The organism is Roseateles sp. P5_E1 (genome assembly GCF_054049335.1).
In genome coordinates, this window is record NZ_JBFUMN010000018.1 from 55514 (window position 1) to 76924 (window position 21411).

16 protein-coding genes and 2 tRNA genes are annotated in these 21411 nt (G+C 69.8%); 13 read left to right on the plus strand and 5 right to left on the minus strand.

Annotation, left to right across the window (positions count from 1 at the left end; translation table 11 throughout):
* Window positions 1–38 precede the first annotated feature (38 nt).
* From tolB to ACXJKJ_RS15965, 6 genes are all read left to right on the plus strand, one after another.
* Entirely contained in the window at window positions 39–1310 is a 1272-nt protein-coding gene (tolB, locus tag ACXJKJ_RS15940; RefSeq protein WP_457390935.1) for a Tol-Pal system beta propeller repeat protein TolB, read from the plus strand.
* 100 nt (window positions 1311–1410) lie between these two features.
* Window positions 1411–1947: a peptidoglycan-associated lipoprotein Pal gene (gene pal, locus ACXJKJ_RS15945; RefSeq protein WP_457390936.1), complete on the plus strand. Its 537-nt coding sequence runs from the start codon at window positions 1411–1413 to the stop codon at window positions 1945–1947.
* A gap of 5 nt (window positions 1948–1952) precedes the next feature.
* Entirely contained in the window at window positions 1953–2732 is a 780-nt protein-coding gene (gene ybgF, locus ACXJKJ_RS15950) for a tol-pal system protein YbgF (protein WP_457354137.1), read from the plus strand.
* A complete protein-coding gene (locus ACXJKJ_RS15955; RefSeq protein ID WP_056198965.1) occupies window positions 2732–3514 on the plus strand; it encodes a tRNA threonylcarbamoyladenosine dehydratase in 783 nt (260 codons plus the stop codon). Before ybgF ends, ACXJKJ_RS15955 begins: the two co-directional genes overlap by 1 nt.
* A 67-nt stretch (window positions 3515–3581) precedes the next feature.
* Window positions 3582–3657 (plus strand) — tRNA-Lys (locus ACXJKJ_RS15960).
* A gap of 74 nt (window positions 3658–3731) precedes the next feature.
* Window positions 3732–3807, plus strand: a tRNA-Lys gene (locus ACXJKJ_RS15965).
* 92 nt (window positions 3808–3899) lie between these two features.
* Here the strand turns inward: ACXJKJ_RS15965 and ACXJKJ_RS15970 are convergent.
* A complete protein-coding gene (locus ACXJKJ_RS15970; protein WP_200955295.1) occupies window positions 3900–4703 on the minus strand; it encodes a glycoside hydrolase family 19 protein in 804 nt (267 codons plus the stop codon).
* Between the two features lie 69 nt (window positions 4704–4772).
* Here ACXJKJ_RS15970 and ACXJKJ_RS15975 point away from each other — a divergent pair, with 69 nt between their 5' ends.
* Complete coding sequence (locus ACXJKJ_RS15975; RefSeq protein WP_457390938.1) at window positions 4773–4949, plus strand: hypothetical protein; 177 nt, start codon at window positions 4773–4775, stop codon at window positions 4947–4949.
* Window position 4950: 1 nt separating this feature from the next.
* On the opposite strand, the gene ACXJKJ_RS15980 is transcribed toward ACXJKJ_RS15975, so the two are convergent.
* Together ACXJKJ_RS15980 and ACXJKJ_RS15985 are read right to left on the minus strand one after the other, a co-directional pair.
* The gene (locus ACXJKJ_RS15980) at window positions 4951–5670 is read right to left on the minus strand and encodes a substrate-binding periplasmic protein (protein WP_162247805.1); all 720 of its coding nucleotides are present in this window, start codon (window positions 5668–5670) and stop codon (window positions 4951–4953) included.
* An 89-nt stretch (window positions 5671–5759) separates the two neighbouring features.
* The gene (locus ACXJKJ_RS15985; protein ID WP_457390940.1) at window positions 5760–7283 is read right to left on the minus strand and encodes a glycine betaine ABC transporter substrate-binding protein; all 1524 of its coding nucleotides are present in this window, start codon (window positions 7281–7283) and stop codon (window positions 5760–5762) included.
* Between the two features lie 130 nt (window positions 7284–7413).
* On the opposite strand from ACXJKJ_RS15985, the gene ACXJKJ_RS15990 reads away from it, so the two are divergent.
* Window positions 7414–7617: a hypothetical protein gene (locus ACXJKJ_RS15990; RefSeq protein WP_056198956.1), complete on the plus strand. Its 204-nt coding sequence runs from the start codon at window positions 7414–7416 to the stop codon at window positions 7615–7617.
* 55 nt (window positions 7618–7672) lie between these two features.
* Here the strand turns inward: ACXJKJ_RS15990 and ACXJKJ_RS15995 are convergent, their stop codons facing one another.
* Together ACXJKJ_RS15995 and ACXJKJ_RS16000 are read right to left on the minus strand one after the other, a co-directional pair.
* Window positions 7673–16174, minus strand: coding sequence for a GH36-type glycosyl hydrolase domain-containing protein (locus tag ACXJKJ_RS15995; protein WP_457390942.1), 8502 nt, complete (start codon window positions 16172–16174; stop codon window positions 7673–7675).
* Between the two features lie 173 nt (window positions 16175–16347).
* Window positions 16348–16686: a thioredoxin family protein gene (locus ACXJKJ_RS16000; RefSeq protein WP_235532012.1), complete on the minus strand. Its 339-nt coding sequence runs from the start codon at window positions 16684–16686 to the stop codon at window positions 16348–16350.
* A gap of 89 nt (window positions 16687–16775) precedes the next feature.
* On the opposite strand from ACXJKJ_RS16000, the gene ACXJKJ_RS16005 reads away from it, so the two are divergent.
* From ACXJKJ_RS16005 to ACXJKJ_RS16025, 5 genes are all read left to right on the plus strand, one after another.
* Entirely contained in the window at window positions 16776–17024 is a 249-nt protein-coding gene (locus ACXJKJ_RS16005; protein WP_157281708.1) for a hypothetical protein, read from the plus strand.
* A 286-nt stretch (window positions 17025–17310) separates the two neighbouring features.
* Window positions 17311–18945, plus strand: coding sequence for a methyl-accepting chemotaxis protein (locus ACXJKJ_RS16010; protein WP_457354131.1), 1635 nt, complete (start codon window positions 17311–17313; stop codon window positions 18943–18945).
* A gap of 18 nt (window positions 18946–18963) precedes the next feature.
* Window positions 18964–19425 (plus strand): chemotaxis protein CheW, encoded by a 462-nt coding sequence (locus tag ACXJKJ_RS16015; protein ID WP_457390943.1) that lies wholly within the window; start codon window positions 18964–18966, stop codon window positions 19423–19425.
* Window positions 19425–20669, plus strand: a complete 1245-nt coding sequence (locus tag ACXJKJ_RS16020; RefSeq protein WP_457390945.1) for a CheR family methyltransferase — start codon at window positions 19425–19427, stop codon at window positions 20667–20669. The genes ACXJKJ_RS16015 and ACXJKJ_RS16020 overlap by 1 nt, the downstream gene beginning before the upstream one ends.
* A 1-nt stretch (window position 20670) precedes the next feature.
* A complete protein-coding gene (locus tag ACXJKJ_RS16025) occupies window positions 20671–21405 on the plus strand; it encodes a chemotaxis protein CheW (RefSeq protein ID WP_457390946.1) in 735 nt (244 codons plus the stop codon).
* The last annotated feature ends 6 nt before the right edge of the window (window positions 21406–21411 follow it).

A 21411-nucleotide genomic window follows, 5' to 3' on the forward strand; every position in this document is an offset into this window, starting at 1 on the left:
TGCGGCAGAATTCCGGACCGCACTGCAAAGTCCACTGCATGATCTCTCGCCGTCTCAGCCTTGCCGCGCTTGCGGCCTTTCCTGCCGCCTCGGCCCTGGCCCAGGTGCGCATCGACATCGCCGGCACGGGCGGCACCCGCATCCCGGTGGCCATCGTCGATTTCCGCGATGACGCCAAGACCTCGGCCCAGCCGATCGCCGCCATCGTGCGCGCCGACCTGGAACGCAGCGGCCTGTTTCGCAGCGTCGATGCACCCGCCGGGCTGAACGAGACGAGCAGCCCGGCCTGGCCCGACTGGAAGGCCCGCCAGGCCGATGCGCTTGCGGCGGGTTCGATCACCCGCCTGGCCGACGGACGGCTGGATATCCGCTTCAAGCTCTGGGACGTCGTCAACCGCACCGAGCTCCTCGGCGAAGCGCATGCCGTGCATCCCGATGATGCCCGCCTTGCCGCGCATCGCATCGCCGACACCATCTACCAGAAGCTCACAGGCGAGCGCGGCGTGTTCGCCACTCGCATGGCCTATGTGACCAAGGCCGGCCCGCGCTACAGCCTGGTCGTCGCCGACGCAGACGGCGAGGGCGCCAAGGTCGCATTGACCAGCCCCGATCCCATCATCTCGCCAGCCTGGGCGCCCAATGGCCGCGAACTCGCCTACGTGACCTTCGAAAGCCGCAAGGCCACGGTGCGCGTCCAGGACGTGCAGACTGGCGGCCGCCGCGTGCTGGCCGACTTCAAGGGCACCAACAGCGCGCCGGCCTGGTCGCCCGATGGCTCGCAGCTCGTGCTCAGCCTGTCGCGCGACGGGGGGACCCAGCTCTTCGTCATCAACCGTGACGGCTCGGGCCTGCGTCGCCTCACGCAAAGCGGCGCCATCGACACCGAGGCCTGCTACTCGCCCGATGGCAGCAAGATCTTTTTCGTTAGCGACCGTGGCGGCGGCCCGCAGATCTACCGCATGCCGGCCAGTGGCGGCGCGGCCGAGCGTGTGACCTTCAACGGCAACTACAACATCAGCCCGGCGGTCAGCCCTGACGGCCGCACGCTGGCCTACATCACCCGCATCAGTGGTGCCTTCCGCCTGTCGGTGATGGATCTCGGCACCGGCCAGTCACAGCAGATCAGCGAAGCCAACGACGACGAAAGCCCGGCGTTCGCGCCCAATGGCAAGCTCATCGTGTACGCGAGCCGTGCCGGTGGCAAGGAAGTGCTGATGACGACGACGCTGGACGGCAAGATGAAGACGCCGCTGCTCGTCACTTTGGTAGAGGTTCGTGAACCCACGTGGGGTCCTTTTACACGCCAGTAACTTGACAGTTCGCACCGTGTTGGACAATGGCGCGCCCGCGCCGCCGATGGCGCTGCGCCCCCCCATCCCCCGCCCCCTGTCTGTTGTGGAGACTATTCGAATGAAACTGACCCGCTATGCGCTCACTTTGATTGCCGCCGCCGCCTTGGCCGGCTGCAGCTCCGCCGTCAAGTTGGACGAGCCCGCGCCGGTCGAGGCGCGCCAGCCCACACCGCCCCCGGCGACCCCTGAGCAGCAGCCGACAACCGCGCAGACCGCTGTCCCGACGGTTGACCTGTTCAGCCAGTACACCCAGGAAGTCAACAAGGGCGCCAATCGCGTCGTCTACTTCGACTACGACAGCGACGTCGTCAAGGAAGAGTACCGCCCGCTGGTCGACCTGCACGCCAAGCGCCTGAACGCCAACAAGCGCGCCGCGTTGAACCTCGAAGGCCACACTGACGAGCGCGGCGGCCGCGAGTACAACCTGGCCCTCGGCCAGCGCCGTGCCGAAGCCGTTGCCAAGTCGCTGACGCTGCTGGGTGTCGGCGCCAACCAGGTGGAAGCTGTCAGCTACGGCAAGGAGCGCCCTGCCGCTCAAGGCAGCGGCGAAGAAGTCTGGGCCAAGAATCGTCGCGTCGAGCTCAAGGACAAGTGAAAGTGATGCGCGCTCTGCGACTGTCGCTGATGACGCTGGCCGCGAGCGCGGCTTTCATGCAGCCCGCAAAGGCGGGCCTGTTCGAGGATGATGAAGCCCGCAAGGCCATCCTCGAGCTGCGTGGCACGGTGAAGGCCAACGAGGACGCTGCCAAGCAGCGTGCCGAACAGCTCAACACGCTGGTTCAGGACCAGCTGCAGCCGCTGCGCCGCAGCATGCTGGACCTGAATGGCCAGATCGATGCGCTGCGCAGCGAGATCGCCAAGCTGCGCGGCGCCAACGAGCAACTCGCCCGCGACCTGGCCGACACGCAGCGCAAGCTGACCGACCAGTCGCAGTCCGTCGAAGCGCGCTTCAAGCCGCTGGAGCCGCAGAAGGTCAGCCTCGATGGCCGCGAATTCCAGGTCAACCCCGACGAGCGCAACCAGTACGAAGCCGCCATCGGCCTCGTGCGCCGTGGCGACTTCGCCGAGGCCGTCGCCGCGCTYAATGCCTTCCTGAAGCGCTACCCCGCCAGCGGCTATACCGACTCGGTGCGCTTCTGGCTCGGCAATGCCCAGTACGGCAAGCGCGACTACAAGGACGCCGTTGCGACCTTCAAAGCTTTCATCGCCGGCAATCCTGACCATCCGCGCGCGGCCGAAGCCCTGCTCGCGCTGGCCAATTGCCAGATCGAGCTGAAGGACAACAAGTCCGCCCGGCGCAGCCTCGACGACCTCATCAAGGCCTATCCCGGCACCGAGGCCGCCCAGGCCGCCAAGGAACGGTTGGCGGCACTGCGTTGATGTCCGCTGATCAGCTGGACGCTGATCTGGAGCGCCGCTTCGGCGGCCTGCGCCGTCTGCACGGCGACGTCGCCTACCAGCGCCTGCGCGCCGCGCGCTTCGCGGTCGTCGGCCTGGGCGGCGTCGGTTCCTGGGCCGTCGAGGCCCTGGCGCGCAGTGGCGCGGCGGAGCTGACGCTGATCGACCTGGACCAGGTTTCCGAATCCAACATCAACCGCCAGATCCAGGCTCTCGGGTCGACCGTCGGTATGGCCAAGGCTGAGGCGCTGAGGCAGCGTATTGCCGACATCCACCCCGGCTGCGCGGTGCACGTCGTCGAGGAATTTGTCGAACCCGAGAATTGGCCCGCGCTGATCGGCGATGCGGAGTTCGACGGGCTCATCGACTGTTGCGACCAGGTCCGCGCCAAGGCCGTGCTGGCTGCCTGGGCGCGTGAGCTTGAGCTGCCCTTCGTCACCGTCGGCGCCGCCGGTGGCAAGCGCGAGCCGCATCGCGTGGAGCTCGACGACCTCAGCGCCACGACTCACGATCCGCTGCTGGCGTCGCTGCGCCAGCGCCTGCGCAAGCACCACGGTGCGGCGCGTGCCGGGAAAATGGGTGTCGCCTGCGTGTACTCACGTGAGCCGGTGCATCTGCCGCAGCAAGGTGAGGGCGAAGCCTGTGATGTTGACGGCAGCCTGAACTGCCATGGTTACGGCTCCAGCGTCACCGTCACGGCGACCTTTGGCCTGTGCGCGGCAGCCGAGTTGCAGCGCCTGCATCTGAGTCGAAAACCGGGCTGACGGCAATTCAAGGATTTCTTGCGGAGCCTCTAAAAACCTGCCTATAATGGCGGGCTCTGCTTGACACGGGACGTTAGCTCAGTCGGTAGAGCAGCGGACTTTTAATCCGTTGGTCGCAGGTTCGAATCCTGCACGTCCCACCAGAATTTAGAGCAATGATTCGACGGAATCAACGCTACAATCTTTGGCTTAGCTTCGGCCCCCCGAAGTTGAATCAGGGCTCTTAGCTCAGTTGGTAGAGCAGCGGACTCTTAATCCGTAGGTCGAGTGTTCGAGTCACTCAGGGCCCACCAAAATTTAAGAAGCAAAAAGGCACTTGGCGAACCGCCAAGTGCCTTTTTTGCGTTTGGGCGTGGCGTCGGGAGACGTCGCAGCAGCGCGAGGTTCAGAGCCCCAGCAGGGCCTTGGCGCGCGCCAGATGCTCCAGGCGATCGTCCAGCCCGTTGTAGCCGCCATTGATCCGCTTGGTGACAGCCTTGGCGTCGTCGGCTTCGGCGAGCGGGCCGATGCCACGCGTCTTCCAGAACCAGCAGGCCACGTCGACGCAGGCGAACGGGTCCTGGGCCAGCTGCGTGGGGTCGCTGATGTAATCGGTGCCGGTGAACTTGCTGTAGTCCCGGTAGTTGTTGCGACCGGTGAGCTGGATCAGCCCGCGGCCCTTGAAGCGTGGGCCGTCGCCGGGCTCCGTGTTGCCGAGATCGGTGCGGCCGTCATAGGCGTTGCCGCTGGCCAGTTCCTCGGAATAGAGCAGCGAGCCGGACTCGTGTGCGAGCTGGGCGATGAAGTGAGCGATCTGCCGCGGCGTGTCGATGCCATAGCGTGTCATGCCCTTCACCAGCGGCTCGAAGTAGAGGTCGATGCGCTTTTGCATGGCCCGTGGCATCACGATGCCGAGCTTCTCCTTGGTCGCGCCGGGAGGCAGGCCCGCCAGCAACCGCGTCATCGTGGCGTCGCCCGGTGTCACCAGGCCATCCGACTCCGGCAGGCCCATGGCCTGGGTCTCGAAGGCACGGATCGCGTCGATGGTGTTGGGGCCGATCTGCCCGTCCACCCCCAACTGCTTGAGCGCTGCGCCGCTCCAGGCCTCGCTGTTCATGTTGAGCAGGACCTGGACGATGCGGACATCGGCGACATCGTTGCGGGCACCCAGCCCGACGCTCTTGGCAATGCACATGGCAACGGCTCCCATCAGGAAGAAGAGGTGTCGACCTTATGCGCCCGCCGCCGCCAGCGAATCCCCAATCAGGATGAGACAGCGATGGCCCGCAACTGCCGGTCCCACCAGGGCGTGTCGCCGATCTCCGCGCGCAGGTGGTCGATGAAGAGCCTGGTTTTGGTGGCGTGGCTGCAGCCGGGCAGGCGCACCGCGTGGATGCGCCAGGCGGGCAAGGGTTGGCAGTGGCTGCCGCTGGACTACAGCAGCCAGGTGCGCTGAATCAGGGCAAAGGCCGGATGCTGACGCCCAGGCTGCCGGCCGGGTGGGCCTCGTTGAAGAGCTGCCACACGCGCCCGTTGCGTGCCATCTGGCCGAAAGCCTGGCGCAGCAGGCGCCGGTCGGCTTCGACGAGGCCGCGGCGTGACAGATACAGGCCGCTGGCGTGCCAGCCCAGTTCCTCCAGCGGCTCGACACGCAGGCGCTTCAGCAACGGCGTCAGCTCGGGCTCATTGACCAGCGTGCCGACCAGGATGGACGCCGTCATGACGCTGGCCTGGGCCAGGCCCTGGCGCAGTGCGCGGGCGACGCCGGTGGGGTCGGCCTCCTCGACGAGGCGCTGGCGCTGGCGCAGCGTTGCGATGGCACCGTCATAGGCCGGACCGAAAGAGAAGCCGCGCACGACGACGAGCTTGTAGTCCGGCTGGGCCAGCAGCTCGGCCAGCGAGCGCGGTACGGGCGTGTCGGCGTCCAGGGTCAGCAGGCTGGCCCGCACCTGGATCAGTGGCACGAACTCGCCCACGGCATCACGTGCGGGATTTGATGAGGCCGGCATGAGGATGTCGGCCTGACCAGCGTCGAACATCGTCTGCAGTCGCGCCCGTGGCACCTTGTGGATATTGAACTGGCAGGGCGCGCTGGCCGCCACTTCGCGCAGCAGCGTCGGATAAATGCCCTGGGCGCGCCCGTCCTCGAAGCTGACGCTCAGGCCGATAGGGGCCATGGGTACGTTGAGGGGGCGCGAGCAGCCGGCCTCGGCGGTCATTGCCACCAGCCAGCCCAATAGCCACAAGCCCGATCGCACCCTTGCGTTCATGCCCCTCGATCCCGAGATTCTTGTGGCCCATTGTGCGCGACCCGGCGTTCCAGTGCATCAAACAGCAGTTGCACGATGACGGCCAGGGCCGCGGCGGGCAGGGCGCCGGCCAACATCAGCGTGCTGTCGTTGACGGCCAGGCCCGCGACGATGCGCTCGCCCAGGCCGCCTGCGCCGACGAAGGCCGCGACGGTGGCCGTGCCGACGTTGGTGACCGCTGCCGTCTTCACCCCTGCCATCAGCGTGGGCAGGGCCAGTGGCAGCTCAATGGCGCGCAGCGTCTGGCGGCGGGTCAGGCCCAGCGCCAAGGCGGCATGGGTCAGCCCGCCGGACACGGCCTGCAGCCCCGCGTGGGTGTTGCGCACGATGGGCAGCAGCGCATAGACGAACAGCGCCAGCAGGGCCGGCACGAAGCCGATGCGGCCAACCAGGGCGATCAAGAAGGCCAGCAGGGCCAGCGAAGGCAGGGTCTGCAGCAGGCCCGTCACGGCCATGACGGGCGCCGCCARCCGCGGCAGGCGATGCGCCGCGATGCCCAGGGGCACAGCCACGGCCACGGCCAGCGCGAGCGAGGCCAGCACCAGGGCCAGATGCTGGGCAAGCAGCTTGGGCAGGTCGGGAGCAAACAGTCGGTCCATCAAGCCCTCGTGCCCCGTGCCGCCCGAGTCTGACCGCAGGAAGCCGCGCGCCACGTCGGCAAAGGGCCGGCCGTCCAGCTCGGCGGCGGCGTTCAGGCGGGTCATTTCGGCTTCGGGCAGGCGGCCGGCCAGGCCCTGCAACGGCTTGTCGTCGACCGCCGTCCGCATCAGCAGCACCGCGTCGTAGCGCGGGAAGAAGCCGCGGTCATCGCGCAGCACCCGCACGGGCTGGCGGGCGAGCTGGGCGTCGGTGGTGTAGACGTCGATGAGGTCGACCTGGCCATTGGCGAGGGCTTGATACGCCAGGCCATGGTCCAGGCCGGCGCCGGGTTGCAGCTTCAGGCCGTAGGCGCGCTGCAGCGMCGGCCAGCCGTCGGCACGGGCCAGGAACTCGTGCGACAGGCCAGCCTTGAGTGCCGGCGGTGCCTTGGCGGCAAGCTCCGAGATCGTCGTGATGCCCAGCCGCGCCGCGTCGGCCTCGCGCAGGGCCAGGGCATAGCTGTTGTTGAAGCCCAGTGGCACGCCGGCCTTCAGGCCCAGCGGCTTCAGCCACGCGTTGATCTGCGCCAGCGGTGCCTGCGCATCCGCAGATGACTCGCGCTTGAGCAACTCGCGCACGATGGTGCCGGTGTACTCCGGGTAGAGATCGATCTGGCCTTGCTGCAGGGCCGCAGCAAGGATGGCGGTATTGCCCAGGCCCTGGCGGTGTTCAGCGGCGACACCCTGACCGACCAAGGTCTGCGTGACGATCTCGCCCAGCAGATAACTCTCGGTGAAGCGCTTGGAGCCGACTTGCAGCGCCGCTGGCGCGGCCTGCGCCATGCCGGCAAACCACGCGGTTAGCAGGGTCAACAACCAAAGTGCTTGCCGGCTGGTGCTCATTGCCGCATGGTGCCTCATGGCATGCGTCGCAATGTCAGACAAGGCCTACACGCGGGCCCCTTCGTGTCCGAATGCAACGAAGCCAGGTTCTCTCTACAGTTGAAGGCATCGTTTTCAGAGGAGGTCATCCATGTCTCGCGCCACCGATCATCTGCTGCGTCAGCACCTGGACAGCCTGGGCGTTCACCTGCGCCAGTGCCGCACGCTGTCAGACCGCAAGCAGCGCATGCTGTGCTCGCTGGAATTCCTGGACAGCGCCATCGGCGACCGGCTGTTCACGACCGTCGTCTTGGGTAGCGTCCTCATGGCCGTGGTGTTGAGCTTGGTCGTCTGATCCTCCCCTGATTCGCTACGGCGGCCCCTTTCGGGGCCGCTTGCTTTTTGGGGCTTCATAACGCTGCCGCCGGTTCCGGCCTGCGGGCCGGCAGGGCATCGGTGACTGGCACCCAAAGCTGCAGGTCGCCTTCGACCTCCCCGAGCGCCAGCGTCGATCCTGGCACCAGGGTGCGGTAGCCGGCGGGCGGCGCGGTGCCGGCGCCCGTCGGGGCACGCTGCAGCAGCAAGTCGATACGCCGACCCTGGTGCACCAGCCGCAGCCGCGCCTCGGGCCAATGGGGCGGCAGGCAGGGCTGCACGCGCAGCAGGCCATCGGCCAGCTTGACGCCGCACAGCGACTCGACCGCCGCGCGCAGCAGCCAGCCGGCGGCGCCCGTGTACCAGCTCCAGCCACCGCGGCCGGCGTGCGGCGCGGCGGCTTCGATATCACCGGCCACGGCGAAGGGCTCCAGCCCATAGGCCGCGCCGTGTGCCCCGCGGTGGGCCGGGCTGATGGCCGTGAAGGCCGCCCAGGCGCGCTCGGCCTGACCGAGCTTGGCGCTGGCCATCAGGGCCCAGGTGGCGGCGTGGTTGTACTGGCCGCCGTTCTCGCGCACGCCGCCGGGGTAGGCCTGGATGTAGCCGGCTGGTGGCTGGTGGTCCTTCAGCGGCGGCCACAGCAGGCGCAACAAGTGGGCGTCGCGGTCATGCAGCTCGCGCCAGGCGCTGTCCAGGGCCAGGCGGGCGCGGTCGGCCTCGGTGGCGCCGGTCAGCACGGCCCAGGCCTGCACGATGAGGTCGATGCGGCATTCGCTGTCGTCATGGGTGCCAAGGACGCTGCCGTCATCGAACCAGCCGCGGCGGTACCAGCGGCCGTCCCAGGCCTCGGCGTCCAGGGCCTTGGCCAGCTTGTCGCGTGCCTGGCGCCAGCGCGCCGCGCGGGCCTGCTCGCCGCGGGCGATGGCCAGCGGGTGCAGGGCGTCGATGACGGCGCACAGGAAGAAGCCCATCCACACCGACTCGCCCTTGCCCTCGGCGCCGACGCGGTTCATGCCGTCGTTCCAGTCGCCGGTACCGAACAGCGGCAGGCCATGGACGCCGACGGGCAGGCTGACATCGATGGAGCGCGCGGCGTGCTCGTAGATGCTGGCCTGCTCGTCGCTGATGGCCGGCACCTCGTAGATGTCCTCGGCGCCCTCGGGCACGGGGCGGCCCTGCAGGAAGGGCAGCATCTCGTCGGCCAGCGACGTATCGGCGGTGCGCTCGACGTACAAGGCCAGCGCCAGCGCCAGCCACAGCCGGTCGTCCGCGAAATGCGTGCGCACGCCGGCACCGGCCGGCTCATGCCACCAGTGCTGCACGTCGCCGGGCGGGAACTGGTGGGCTGCGTGGCGGCGAATCTGCGCGGCCAGGCGCTCGGGTGCGTGCTGCACCAGGGACATGGCGTCCTGCAGCTGGTCGCGGAAGCCGAAGGCGCCGCCCGCCTGGTAGAAGCCGGCGCGCGCCCAGATGCGGCAGCCCAGCACCTGGGCCGGCAGCCAATGGTTCACCAGCGCGTCGAAGGCGGGGTCGGGCGTGGCCACCTGAACGGGCGCGCTCAAGGCCCGCCAGACCTCGCGCTGGGCGGCCAGCCGGCGCAGTGGGTCGGCCGCCCAGGCGTTGGCGGCCTGCTCGCGGGCCGCGGGCAGGCTCTGCGCATGGCCGAGCAGCACCGTGCCATGCCAGGCGTGGCCGGGCTCCAGGCGGATCGGCACCGCCAGCAGGGCAGCCGGGTCGGTGGCAGCACCGGCCTGGCCATCCAGCGCGTGCGGCATGACGAGGCGGCCTTCGTCGTCGAACAGCAGGCGGCGGTCGCCGCTGGCCTCAATGGCGGCCGTCCACGGGTGCGGCCGGTTCAGGTCGGGCGTGAAGCCGGCGTCCGCGGGCCAGGGCCACAGGGCCTGATCGCTGGCCAGGCTGTTGATCTGGTCGGCCGTCGCATCGCCCTCGCGGGTCGGGCGCAGTGCCATCCAGGCCGTGTGGCCGCCGAAGCCATTGAGCCCATCTGCCTGCGTGGCCAAGGCCAGCAGCGGACCGTCACCCTGGGGCGGTTCCAGTCGCGTCACGACACTGCGGCGCGCACCACTGTCCATGCCCAGCTGCCACTGCGCGGCGGCCAGCAGCCGCAGCAGGCGCGGCGGGCGGCCGGGCGCCGCGTGCAACTCCACCTGGCATTGCTTGACGGCGGTTGTTGCGTCCACCGTCCAGCGCAGGCGCACCACCATGCCCGGCAGCTGGAAGGCCATGGCCGTGGCTCCCGGTAGGTGGGACACGTTCTGGTGCGGGCTGGCGCGGCCGAGCAGCCAGGCCTTGCCGCTGGACAGGCAGTGCAGGATCAGCCATTCGCCGGGCGAGTCCAGCAGCGCATCGTTGGACCAGGGCGTGATCTGGTGCAGCCGGCTGTTGCCGGCCCAGGCCATGCCGGCACCGCGCTCGGACACCTGGCAGCCGAAGTTCTCGTTGGCGATGACGTTGATCCACGGCCGCGCCGGCTGGCTTTGCTCGGTCAGCTCGAAGCGGCAGGCACCGCTGTCGGCCTCGAAGTCGCTGTCTGGCGCCTCGGCGCCGGGCGGGGCGGCGAGGGCGGACACCAGCGTCGCGCCGGCGCCGCGCCGGGCCTTGGCGGCTTGCTCGTGGCTCTGGCCCAGGCGCTCGAGCTGCTGGGCCAGCGGCCGGCCATCGGCGAACCAGCGCACGCGCGCCAGCATGTTGAGGGCAAAGCGCGTGTCCGGCCCCACGGTCTCGTCCGACAGCACATGCACGCGGCAGCGCCCATGGGTTTGCTGCTCGGCCAGCGACCGCAACGCGCGCGACACCGGCGCCAGATAGGACGGCGGCTCGGCGTCCAACACGACGACGTCCACTGGCAGCGGGCTGCCCTGGGCCTGCAGCAGCGCGCACAGCTCGCGCACCATGATGACGCCGGTGGGATCGGCCACGCGCATCAGGATGATGGGGTCGTCCCCCGAGATGCCATGGCGCCACAGCGCATCGCGCTCGTAGCCGGTCTCGGGCAGAGGCAGGTTCTCGCGGGCGGCCTGCGAGGTCAGCAGGGTCTGCAGCGTGAGGCCGGCCCGCCAGGCGCCCGGCGCGAGGCTGGCGCCTTGGGTGCGCACGCCGGCCATGGTGTGAGCCAGCGTCAGCGCACGCTCGACCAGGGCCGGCTGGCGCAGCTTGTCCAGCAAGTGGCTGAGCGTCTGCGGCTCGCGAGCGGCGGCGGTGGCCAGCGTCAGCGTCACGCTGGCACCGGGCGGCAGCTGCAGCACCAGGTGCAGCAGCGAGATCGGGTCGTTGCCAGTGTCCAGCATGCCAGACGCGGTGTTGAGGCCGGTCACGTCGGTGCCCAGCAGCGCTTGCACGCCGGCATGCGCAATGACACCGCCGGGCTGGCCGGACATGCCGCCGCGTGCCAGCCAATGGGCGCGGTCGGCACCGGCGCGCACACGGTCCAGCCGTGCGCCGCCTTCGAGCTCCACGCCCACCAGCGCATGCACCGCGTGCAGGGGCGCCTCGTTGGGGCTGCGCGGCAGGCGCTGCCAGTTCAGGGCCTGCTGGCCCGGTTCCCAACGTGCCTGCAGGAAGAGCTTGCCGAAAGCCGGGTGGGCCAGGTCGGCCTTGGCCGGCGCCAGCACGGGCTCGAAGCTGGATACCAGCGCCAGGCGGCGCGGCCGATGGGCGAGGTTGCGCAGCGTGATGCGGCGCAGCTCGACGTCGTCCTCGACGGCCACCCAGGCCTCGGTGTGGGCGTGCAACTCCTCGCCCTCGGCCGTGAACTGCGCGCTGGCGGGGTGCAGGCGGCAGCCATAGCGCCATTGCGGGCCGGGCGTGGGCCGCAGCGTGAGCGATCGCCAGGGGCTGGACTCGGGCGCGCCGTTCCAGTGCAGGTCCAGGTCGCGCAGATGCAGGTGGTGGCCGAGCAGGTCCTGCGGCAGATCGTCGCGCCAGCGGCTCACCAACACCAGTGAACCCGGCTCGCCCCAGACCAGCGTGCCGCCGCCATGCTCGCGCACCATCGCGCTGAGGCGCCCATGGCCCAGCCAGGCGGTGGCGGGCAGGGCGCGGCCATGCAGCTCGGGCACGACCAGCGAGATGCGGGCGCGGCGCGGTGCGCTGCGAGTGGGCTGCGGCGGCGGTTCGCGCAGTGGCGCCACCTTGTGCGGCGCGCGCTCGTGCAGCAGCCAGCGCACGGCGCACAAGCGCGGCTCGGCGTCAGCCCAGCGCTGCGGCGCGCCGCCGCACAGCACCTCGGTCAGCGCGACGAGTGACATGCCGTGGTGGTGGGCCATCGTCGTGCCGATGCGCTGGAAGCGACGCCCTTGCTGGGGTGTCTCGCTGGTGGCTTCGGGCTGGCGGCCGACTGTGTAGTCCAGCGCCTCCATGAAGCCGCCCTCATGGCGGGCACCCAGGGCCTGCAGCGCGCGCAGATTGGCGACGGCCGCGCGCGGCATCACCATGGTCGCCATCAGGCTGGCATACGGCGCGATGACGATCTCCTCCACCRGCGTGTCGCGCAGTGCCAGGCTGGCCACGCCCTGCGGGCCGTACTGGTAGGCCAGGCTCCGGTCGCGCTTGGCATAGGCGCTCTCGGACACGCCCCAGGGCAGGCCGGCCGCACGCCCGGCGCGGATCTGCTCCATGACGGCCGCGCGAGCGGCTTCCGCAAGCGCGCTGCCGGTGGGCTCGTCCAGCACCAGCGAGGGCATCAACATCTCGAACATCGAGCCCGACCAGCTCTTCAACCCCGTAACGCGCCCGCGCGAGAAGAAGGGCCGGCCGAGCGCGCCCCAGTGCGCCGGCGGGATGTCGCCCTTGGCGATGGCCACCAGGCTGGCCAGCCGAGCTTCGGAGGCGAGCAGGTCGTAGTGGTTCTGGTCCAGCCGCTCGGTGCCGGGCTCGGAGCCTTGCGCCGCGACGGCGCCGATGTGCAGCAGGTGGCGCTGCGGGTCGTAGAGCCAGCTGAAGTCGTGGGCCAGCGCAAGGGCGCGCGCCCGCATGGCGACGGCGTTCAGCGCCTCGGCCACGGCCGGCGGCGGCGGCATGCCCTCGCCCCCGCGCGCAAAGCCCTCGCAGGCCGCCGCGACCACCAGCAGATGGGCGCAGAGGTTGCCGCTGTCCACGCTGGAGATGTAGGGCGGCTCCAGCACGCCCAGGCGCTGGGTGTCGATCCAGTTGTAGAAGTGGCCGCGGTGGCGGGGCAGCTTGTCCAGCGTGTCCAGCGTGCGGCCGATGCGCTCGGCCAGGCCGACGTCATGCAGCCAGCCGAACTCGCGCGCGCAGCAGGCCGACAGCAGGTACAGGCCGATATTGGTGGGCGAGGTGCGGTGGGCGACGGCGATGTCGGGGTCGAACTGCACGTTGTCGGGCGGCAGATCGTTGTCGTCCTTGGTGACCCAGCGTTCGAACCAGCGCCAGGTGTCGCGGGCGACGCTGAGCAGGTACTGGCGCTCGTCGTCGGTGATGGCCTCGCGGCGCGGCCGGGCGCGTGGCCGGCTGGCCAGGCCTATCCACAGCGGCGTCAGTGCCCAGGCCAGCAGCAGCGGCAGGGCCTGGTCCCAGTCGACGGGGCGGCCGATCAGGGCCGGCGTCATCAGCAGCAGGGCCAGCGCGCCGGTGGCAAAGGTCACATGCTTGTGCTGGCGCCACAGCGAGCGCCAGTCGGTGCGCGCCGCGGCTTCCGCCGCGTCGGCGGTGGTCCATTCCAGCAGATGCTGGTGGCTGACACGCTGGCGCCACAGCGCGCGCACGATGGCGTCGATGCTGAGCCAGCTTGCCGCCGGAAGCAGTGCGATGTGCCAGACGACGCCGCCAATGGCGCGCCCGAGTTCAATGGCCGCCTGCCGGTAAAAGCGCGGCAGCGAGATGCGGTCGCCCGACGGCGCGCAGGCCGCCAGAGCGCCCATCAACGGCCCGGCGCCGAAGGTGGCGGCCACCAGCCCCAGCGCCCACGCCGGCGCCAGGCCCAGGCCCATCCACGACGCGACCAGCAGCAGCAAGGCGGCCGGGGCGACGAGGGAGCGGCGCAGGTTGTCCAGCATCTTCCAGATGTGGATGCCGTGCAGGCCCCAGCGGCGCGGGTGGCCGAGGAAGGGCAGCAGCTGCCAGTCACCGCGCGTCCAGCGGTGGATGCGCGAGGCCGCCACGTCGGCATGCATGGGGGCGGGCTCCACCAGCACCACGTCGCTGACGCCGGCGCAGCGCATCAGCGAGCCTTCCAGCAGGTCGTGGCTGAGCACCTGGCCCTCGGGCATGCGGTGGGCCAGTACCTGCGCTGCGGCCTGCACGTCGATCAGTCCCTTGCCGGCGGCGCTGCCTTCGTCGAACAGGTCCTGGTAGACCTCGGAGCTGGCGGCGCTGTAGGGGTCCAGCCCCGGCTGGCCGGCGAACAGGCTGTGGAACCAGGTGCCATGCACCGTGGAGCTGCCGGCGGCTGTGGCCAGCGGCGTGGCGACGCGTGGCTGCAGCATGCCGTGGCCGCGCACGACGGTGACGGCGCCGCTGGATGTGCGGCTCAACCGTGGGCGGTTCAGCGGGTGGGCGGCGATGGCGACCAGCTCGCGCAGCGCGCCGGGGGGCAGGGCGTTGTCGGCATCCAGCGTGATGATGTGGCGGATGTCCGGTGCGGGCGTGGACAGCTCGCCCAGGTCGACAAAGCGGTCAGGCAGCAGCTCGGGCGGCTGACCGGCCAGCAGGGCGGCCAATGCCTCGGTCTTGCCGCGCTTGCGCTCCCAGCCGATCCAGCGCTGCTCGGTCTCGCTCCAGCGCCGCTCGCGGTGCAGCAGCAGGAAACGCGGCCGGCCCTCGCAGGCCGTGCCGTGGCGCTGGTTCAACGCCTCGATGCCGGCGCGCGCCTGGGCGAGCAGGCCCGCGTCCTGGGGCTGGTGCTCGGCCTTGGCATCGGTCCAGTCGCTGAGCAGCGCGAACTGCGCCTCGTCTTCCAGGTTGGCCAGGTGGTGGCGCTCCAGCTGGGCGAGCAGGGTCGCGATGCCTTTGGACCGCGTCAGCATGCAGGGAATGACAACCAGGCTGCGCGCCCCGGCCGGAATGCCGTGATGCCAGGTCAGACGCGGCAGCTGCGCCGGCGCTGCGGACTCGCTGATGAGGCGGTTGGCCAGCGCAACCACGGCCTCGCTGGCCGGCAGCAGCGACAGCAGCACGGCCGCCACCACCATGGGCCAGCCGGCGCCCGGGGGCAGGCCCAGCAGCAGCAACGTCAGCTCGGCCAGGATCAGCAACCCTGCCAGGCTGGTCAGATAGAGGGCGACACTGTGGCGGCGCAGCCCGGCGGCAAAGCGCTCGCCAGCGGTAGGCTTGAGGCGAAGTTCGCTCAGCAGGCGTTCGCGGCCGGGGCCGGACAGCCAGTACAGCGGGGCGCGCTCTTCTGCGTCCTCGGCCCAGGCGGGGTCGTTGCAAAGCAGGCGCAGCACCTGGGCCACGTCGGCCTCGGGTACGTTGTGGCGCTCGGTCAGGGCCTCTATCGCGTGCATGGCCATGTCGCGCGTGGCCTCGTGCTCCTGGCGGTAGACGGCAATGTGGCCCAGGGCGCGCAGCGTCGGGTGCACAGCCTCGAACAGTCCGGCCCAGTTGGCCGCGCCGAGGTTGCGCAGGCTGCTGATGGCGTTGCGGATGCTCTGGTGGTCGGCCGCGCTCTCGGCCTGCTCGCTGGCCTGCGCAGCGGCTGCGTCGGGCAGCGCCTCGGCCAGCCAGGCGTGCACGGCCGCCCAGGACGAGTCATCGGAGTCACGCTGCTCGGCTTGGCCCAGGGCGCGGTCGGTCAGCCGCTCGTGCAGGCGCAGGGCCAGGGCCGTGATGGCCGGGTCGCGCGGCCAGGCCGATTGCCATTGCTGCAGTTGGTTGCGCACCGCTGCCGCGTCCAGCTGCGGCAGCGCCTCGAACAGGTGCTGGGCGGCGCGGCGCGCCAGATGACGCCAGGCGGCGCGCTCGGCCAGGCGGCGCAGGTTCTCCACCAGCACGACGCGCAGCGTGGACGGCAGGGCCCACAGCTCGCGCAATGTCAGCGCCTCGGCCTCGTGGTGGCCGGCCAGGAAGTGGTGCAGCAGGGCCAGGTCCAGCGAGCTGTCCGCGTGGGCCACCCAGGCCCAGGCGACGCCATAGATGCGCGGCAGGCCCTGCAGCGGTTCGTCGGCCAGCCGGGGCAGGCGCTGGAAGTAGCTGCGCGGCAGGTCGTGCAGCACCTCGTCGAGCTGCTGCTGCACGATGCGGGCGTTGTCCAGCAGCCAGGCGTGGGCGGGGTCGATGTCGGCCTGCAGGCCTTCCTCGGACAGCACGCTCAGGGCGGCGGCCCAGACCTGCAGATTGCTGCGCAGCCGCGGCGAGAAGGGGCGGGGCTGCTGGCGCGGGTCGTCCACCCGCTGGGCCGCGGCCAGGCTGCGGCCATGTTCGGCAAAGCGGTCGGCACCGAACTGCACGGCCCGCACCGGGGCAGCGGCCGCTTCGGCGCCGCCGGCGAGGCGCAGGAAGGCTTGTGCAGCGCCGGTGGGCGTCAGGTCATGCGGCGGGTGTTGCGGCGGTGCGGACATGCTCCGACTTTGGGTGCCGGCGCGCCGCCGGCACAGCAGCATGCGTCGCGTGTCTCTGTCAGCGCAGTCCTACATCTCCCCCATGAAAAACGTGGGTTCTGCCGCATCGTGGAAAGGCAGCCGCTTTTGTCAGCTCGGACAGGCCGTTTTGGGCGGCCTTGACCCTGGCCAGCTCAGGCTTCGCTGCGCAGGCGCGAGGCCAGCTCGACGTAGGCCGGTTCGACGGGCATGGGCCTCGCGTCCGCCAGGTGCGCCCGCAGCACGCGCCTGAGCGTCTCGGGCTGCGGCGTCAACGGCCCGGCGAAGCGGATGTGCTCGCCGTCGGCGATGAGCAGCGTCGGGAAGGTCTCGATGTCCAGGTCGCCGATGAGTTCGGCTTCGTCCTCGATGTCGATCCAGCGCACATGCAGGCCGGCCTGGGGCAGTTCGGCGCAGGCGGCTTCGAAAATTTCTTGGTAGGACTCGCAGGTGCGGCACCAGGCGGCGCAGAGGCAGGCGATGTGCAGGGGCATGGGCCAATATGGTGCCATGGCGGGACAACGGGCTGTCGTCGTGCTGGAATTCGACAGACTATGCTGCCCTCAACCCACGGAGAGACCAGATGCACAACAACACGCTCCAACCCGCATTCCTGAGTTCGCTGATGACAGCCGGAGCGAACCTCGAGCTTATCTACAACGACCTGGCGCCTCATGCCAACGACAGGATGACGGCGGCGTTGGCACTGGCCAAGCACGCCAAGGAAACTCAAAGGCAGCTCAGGTTCATCGGCATCAGTGCCGGTACGTCGGGCATCAAGCATCTGGCCGAGGAGGGTGAGGGCTACGTCACCTTCTCTCTCGTGTACTGATCGTCAACCGAGCGCCGCCAGTGCCGGCTCTGGGCCATTGCCCATTGCGCGAAGGCTTGCAGCTCGGACGAGCCCTCCCGGTCGGCCCATTGGCAGAGGTAGAAGCCGCGCCCCCGATGACAAAAAGCCGCTGAAGGCACGACGAGCCGCCCGGCGGCCAACTCCATTTCTTCGCTCGGGATGTTCGGCACCGCACGGAGATCGCGTTAGACAGGGCGTACGGTGAGCTGCATTGCGTCGACTTGCCCGCCGGGCTGGATGACGCAGGGCGAGGGAGCCGAATTTGATGAATATCTTGACCGTGAGGCACCGCATCCTCGCCAGCTTCGCCGCCGTGCTGGTGTTGATGATTGTCATGGGCGCCGTCATCTATTCCCGCCTCGCTCGCGTGGCGCAGGACGCGACCGTCATCCAGAAGGAGGCCTTGCCCGGCATGCTGTACAGCAGCCAGCTGCTGGCCGCCTGGCAAGAGAACTTCGCGTTGACCCAGGAGCAGGTGTTCGAGAAGGATGAAACCGAGGCGCGCAAGATCGAGTCGCAGTTGCAGGTCAACCGGGCTCGGCTGGAGACCCTGGCCAAGAGCTACGAGAGCACCATCTTCTCGGCCGAGGATCGCGAGAACTACGAGGCGTTCAAGAACCTCCACGTTGCCAATCCTTACCTGCGCACGCAGGACGACATCCTGAAGCTGAGCGCGGCCAGCAAGCGCGACGAGGCCCGGGCGCTGCTGCACAGCCAGCTTGACCCGCAGTACAACAAGCTGCGCGCCGCCGTGCAGTCCGTCGTCGACTACAACATGGCCGATGCCGAGGCGGCAGGCCGGCAGATCATGAGCGCGGTCGCAACGGCCAACATGGCCATCCTGGTCAGTCTCGCTGCGGCACTGTTGCTGGCACTTGCGCTCGGCTATGTCCTGCTGCAATCGATCACCCGGCCGTTGCACCGGTTGCTCACCGCCACCGACGCGATCAGCACCGGTGACTTGACGCAGCGGATGAACCTGGAGCGGCGCGACGAGTTCGGCACGCTGGCGCAGGGGTTCAACCGGATGACGGAGAAGCTGACGGAGCTGTTCGGCCAGGTCCAGCAGTCCGGCATCCAGGTCAACACCTCGGCGACCGAGATCGCCGCCACATCCAAGGAGCAGCAGGCCACCGCCAGCGAGATCGCTGCGACGACCACCGAGATCGGCGCCACCTCCAAGGAAATTTCCGCCACGTCGCGCGCGCTCGTGAAGACGATGAGCGAGGTGTCGCAGGTCGCCGAGGAGACCGCCTTGCTGGCCGGCGGCGGGCAGGAAGGCTTGCAGCGCATGACCGAGACCATGCACAACGTGATGGAGGCGGTCGGCTCGATCAACGCCAAGCTCGCCGTGTTGAGCGACAAGGCCGGCAACATCAACCAGGTCGTCACCACCATCACCAAGGTGGCCGACCAGACCAACCTGCTGTCGCTGAACGCGGCCATCGAGGCCGAGAAAGCCGGCGAATACGGGCGCGGCTTTGGCGTGGTTGCCACGGAGATCCGCCGGCTCGCCGACCAGACCGCAGTCGCCACCTACGACATCGAACAGACGGTCAAGGAGATGCAGTCCGCGGTGTCGGCCGGCGTGATGGGCATGGACAAGTTTTCCGAGGAGGTGCGCCGCGGCATGCAGGAGGTGCAGCAAGTCGGCGCGCAGCTGTCGCAGATCATCTCGCAGGTGCAGGCCTTGGCGCCGCGTTTTGAGGCCGTCAGCGAAAGCGTGCAGACGCAGGCGACCGGCGCCGAGCAGATCAGCCAGGCACTGACACAGTTGACCGAAGCCGCCCAGCAGACTGTCGACTCGCTGCGCCAGTCGGGCCAGGCGATCGACGGCTTGCACCAGGCGGCTGGCGGGCTGCGCAGCGGCGTCTCGCGCTTCAAACTGGCGCAGGCCTGAGGCCCGAGGGCCGGCCGGATGCTGTTCATCCTCTTTCAGATCGGCAGTGAACGCTACGCCCTCGACGCGGGCCAGGTCGTCGCCGTCCTGCCGCGGCTTGGCGTGAAGGCGATCCCGCTCGCGCCGTCGACGGTGGCCGGCCTGTGCGACTACCGAGGTGTGCCGGTGCCGGTCATCGACCTCAGCGAACTCGCGCTCGGCCGCCCGTCAGCGAACCGCCTGAGCACGCGCATCGTGCTCGTGACTTTCCCCGATCCCGCAGCCGGCCCGCACCTGCTCGGCCTGTTGGTCGAAAGGGCGACGCAGACGCTGCGCCGCGAGCCGGCGGAGTTTGTTGCGGCCGGCGTCAACGTCGACGCAGCGCCCTGGCTCGGCCCGGTGACGACCGACGCGCAGGGGCTGATCCAGCGCGTCGAGGTGCAGGGTCTGCTTCCGGCGTCGCTGCGCGCGATGTTGTTCGACGAGGCCGGGGCAGCGTGATGGACATGACCCGTTTCGAGCAATTGCTCAAGCAGACGATGGGCCTGGATGCGGCCTCGATCGGATCGGCGTCCGTCGAGCGTGCGGTGCAGGAGCGGCTGTCGGCCTGCGGGCTGGCGGACGCGCAGGCCTACTGGGAACGGCTCTGCGGCTCGAGCGTCGAGTTGCAGGAACTCATCGAGGCGGTGGTCGTGCCCGAGACCTGGTTCTTCCGCGACCCGGCGGCCTTCGTGGCGCTGGCGCGCCTGGCCAGCGAGGAAGCGCCTGCTCAGGCGCAGGGCGTGCTGCGCTTGCTGAGCGTGCCGTGCGCGACCGGCGAGGAGCCCTATTCGATGGCCATGGCATTGCTCGACGCCGGCTTTCCGGCCAATGCGCTGCGCATCGATGCCGTCGACATCAGCCTGCGTGCGCTGGCGCGGGCGCAGGTTGCGGTCTACGGCCGAAATTCGTTTCGCGGCAGCGACCTGGCGTTCCGTGATCGCCACTTCATCGCGACGGCGGGCGGCCACAGCCCGACGGAGGCGGTGCGCGGGCTCGTGCAATTTCGACCGGGCAACCTGCTGGACGGCCTCGTGGCCGGGACGGGGCTCTACGACGTCATCTTCTGCCGCAATGTGCTGATCTACTTCGACCGCGCCACGCAGGACCGCGCCATCGCGGTGCTGGGCCGGCTGCTTGCGCCGCGCGGCTGGCTGTTCGTCGGCCCGTCGGAGACGACCCTGCTGTCGGATCACGGCTTCGTCTCTGCAAAGCTTCCGCTCGCGTTTGCCTTCCGCAAGGGGCCGGCGCCCGGCAGCGTCATCAAGCTCCGTGCAACCCCGGCGCCACCCAGGCCCGTACGTGCTCCGGCCCCGGTGGCCGCGCCCCCGCGGCCCGCTCGGCCCCGGGTGGCGCCCCCCGCTACCGCGCCGCAGGCGACTGTGCGGGCCGAAGCGGCGACGGGCATAGCCCACGCACAGCGCCTGGCCGACCAGGGCCACCTCGCCGAGGCTGCGTCGCACTGTGAAGCACATCTGCGCGAGCACGGGCCCACGGCCGAGGCGTTCAATCTGCTCGGCCTGGTGCGCGACGCAAGCGGCAACACGGGCGATGCGGCCGACCAGTACCGCAAGGCGCTCTATCTGAACCCGAATCACCACGAGGCGTTGATCCACCTTGCCCTGCTGCTGCAAAAGCAGGGCGACGCGGCCGGCGCGCGGCGCTTGCAGCAGCGCGCGAGCCGGCTGCAACCAGGCGGGGCTTGACATGAACATGCAAGTGGCCCTGGACGACTGCTGGAACCGCATCGGCATTCGCGGCGATGGCTCCTGCCCGGAACTGAAGCAGCACGTGCACTGCAGCCACTGCCCCACCCACGCCACCGCCGCGTTGGCTTTGCTGGACCGCCAGGCGCCGCCCGGCTACCTCGCCGATTGCACCCGGCACATGGGACGGGCCCAGGCGCTTGGGCTGGGCGAGGTGGGCTCGGCGGTCATCTTTCGCATCGGTGCCGAATGGTTGGCCCTGCCGACGCCGGTGTTCCAGGAAGTCGCTGCCTTGCCGGTGGTTCATTCGCTGCCGAGCCGGCGCGGCGGCGTCGTGCAGGGTGTGGCCAACGTGCGGGGCGAGTTGCTGGTCTGTGTGTCGCTGGGCAGCGTCCTCGGCCTGGCACAGGCCGCGCAGACGGCACACCCGCGGCAGCGCCTGACACTGCAGCGCCTGGTGGTGGTCGGCCTGGACGGCCTGCGCCTGGGCTTCGCCGTCGACGAGATGCACGGCATTCAGCGCTTCGATCCGGCCACGCTGAAGCCAGTGCCTGCCACCGTCGCGCGTGCCACGGCGACCTACTCCAAGGCGATCCTGGCCTGGCACGAACCCGTCACCCGGCCGTCCGAACGCGGGCGAACCCCTCGAGAGGCGCCAGGGGGCAGCAATGAGCGCGCGGTCGGCCTGCTCGACGAGCAACTGCTGCTCTACACCATTCAACGGGGCCTCGCATGAGCCCCG